The following is a 2,053-nucleotide window of genomic DNA, read 5'->3' as shown; positions in this document are numbered from 1 at the left end:
AAAGAACCGCAGCGTCTCGCGGTCGACGGCCGTGCGCGCCACCCACGACGCGCCCGCGTCGCCGCCCGCCTCTTCGACGAGCCTGCCCAAGCGCTCCACATCCTCCATGGCCTCTTCCTCGCTCGCCGCTTGGAGCTCCACGAAGAGACAGCAGCCGAATGACGCGGGCAGCTCCGGCAAGGCCGCAAAGGCGGAACCCGTCGCACGGGCTCGACGAAGCACGTCGAGCGCGGAGGGGTCGAAGTACTCGAGCGCCGCGACGTGGTGCATGTGCTCACGCGCCGCGACGGTAGCGGCCGCCCCCTGCCCCTCTTCGGCAAAAAAGCAGCTCACACCCCATGTCACTGCGGGAGCGGGCATAAGCGCGAGCTCGAGCTCCGTGATGATGCCGAGCGTGCCGTCCGAACCGATCACCAAGTCCACGGCATCCATGTCGTCCGCGACAAAGTAGCCCGAGGCGTTCTTGGCGTGGGGCATCTCGTAGCGGGGCAGCGCGACGTCGATGTGCCGGCCGCCCTCCGTGGTGAGCGCGAGGCGACGGCCATCCGCTCGGCATGCACCGCGCTGCAGCGCGAGCACGTCGCCATCGGCGAGCACGAGGCGGAGCGCCGTCACGTGCTCCCGCATGGCACCGTAGCGGTAGCTGCGCGCGCCCGAGGCATTGCAAGCCGCCATGCCACCGAGCGTGGCCGAGGTCTCCGTGGGATCCGTGGGAAACATCTGCTCGGGCGCTTCGGCAAGCGCCGTGAGGGAAGCCAGCGACGCCGCGTCCCAACCGTCTGCGGGGATTGCCTTTGCAGCCAGGTATTTCCGTAGCTCAGAAAGAACCAAACCGGGCTGCACGCGCAAGAAGAAGCGGCTCTGCTCGTCCTGGCGCAGACCTAGGCACCGGTTCATGCGGGAGAGGTTGAGCACGTGCCCGCCCTGCGGCACCGCGCCCGCCGCGAGTCCGGTACGCGCGCCCTGTACCGTGATGGGCACCGCATCCGCATGCAACTCGCGAACGACCGCGCGCACGTCCTCTTCCGTACGCGGGAACGAGATCGTCTCTGCATGCCCGCGGTTTCGCGATTCATCGTGAAGGAAATCGTCGAACTCGACGGACCATGGCTGGATGTGCATATCCCCTCCCCTTCACGTTGCGAACGGAGCGCGCGGCGACGAGGCTAGCACCCCGGCATCGCTAGAGTAAAATTGAAGCACATCCGCACCACAGCGCCGGCTGCGCCGCACGCGCGACGCGGTCTGGAAACAATCGAACGTACCGGGAGGCACACCGACCATGATAGGAATGGGAACCGTCATCAATGTCGTCTTGCTGCTGGCAGGCGGTATCATCGGGCTCGCCGGCGGACGCTTCTTCATCCCGCGGCTGCAGGACACGCTCATGAAGGCGGCCGGGGTGAGTGTGCTCTTCGTGGGGCTTTCCGGCGCGCTTGCCGGCATGCTTACCGCCGCGCCGGACGGCAGCATCGCGAGCACTGGCTCCATGATGGTCTTCGCGTCGCTCGCCTTCGGGTCGCTCATCGGCGAGGCGATCAACCTCGACAGCAAGTTCGAGCAGTTCGGCGAATGGCTCAAGCGGAAGACCGGCAGCGATGGCGACAACGAGTTCGTCAACGCCTTCGTGACCGCATCGCTTACCGCGTGCATCGGCGCCATGGCGATCGTGGGCTCCATCCAAGACGGCCTTACCGGCGACTGGTCGACGCTCGCCATGAAGGGCGCGCTCGACGCGCTCATCGTGCTCGTCATGACGGCGTCCATGGGCAAGGGCTGCCTGTTCTCAGCCATCCCCGTGGCGATCTTTCAGGGGAGCATCACGTTCTTGGCGCAGTTCATCCACCCCATCATGACCGAGGCGGCGCTCGCGAACCTCTCGCTCGTGGGCTCGATCCTCATCTTCTGCGTGGGTGTAAACCTTATTTGGGAGAAGCTCTTCAAACCGGCGAACATGCTCCCCGCCGTGGTGATTGCCGCAGCAATCGCATTCCTGCCGCTATAGCCGCGCGGACACGGGAGCCCGCGCCCTTCGACCAGCCATTGGGGACGG

General features: G+C 66.2%; 2 protein-coding genes. One reads left to right on the top strand and one right to left on the bottom strand.

Going from position 1 to position 2,053, the window contains the following annotated elements; translation table 11 throughout:
• Nucleotides 1-1,122: FAD-binding oxidoreductase (locus QZ079_RS09205; protein ID WP_297037549.1), on the bottom strand; the 1,122-nt coding region annotated here is incomplete at its 3' end.
• Nucleotides 1,123-1,282: 160 nt separating this feature from the next.
• Here QZ079_RS09205 and QZ079_RS09200 point away from each other — a divergent pair.
• Nucleotides 1,283-2,005, top strand: a complete 723-nt coding sequence (locus QZ079_RS09200) for a DUF554 domain-containing protein (RefSeq protein WP_297037548.1) — start codon at nt 1,283-1,285, stop codon at nt 2,003-2,005.
• Nucleotides 2,006-2,053: the final 48 nt, after the last annotated feature.

Origin of the sequence: uncultured Enorma sp. (assembly GCA_905210055.1) — a bacterium.
Taxonomy (GTDB): Bacteria; Actinomycetota; Coriobacteriia; order Coriobacteriales; family Coriobacteriaceae; genus Enorma.
The sequence above is the reverse complement of the archived record's forward strand: the minus strand, read 5'-3'. Positions and strand labels throughout refer to the sequence as shown.

Coding starts and splice junctions, on each gene's coding strand:
- QZ079_RS09200 (WP_297037548.1), top strand. CDS start 1,283: ATGATAGGAATGGGAACCGTCATCAATGTCGTCTTGCTGCTGGCAGGC.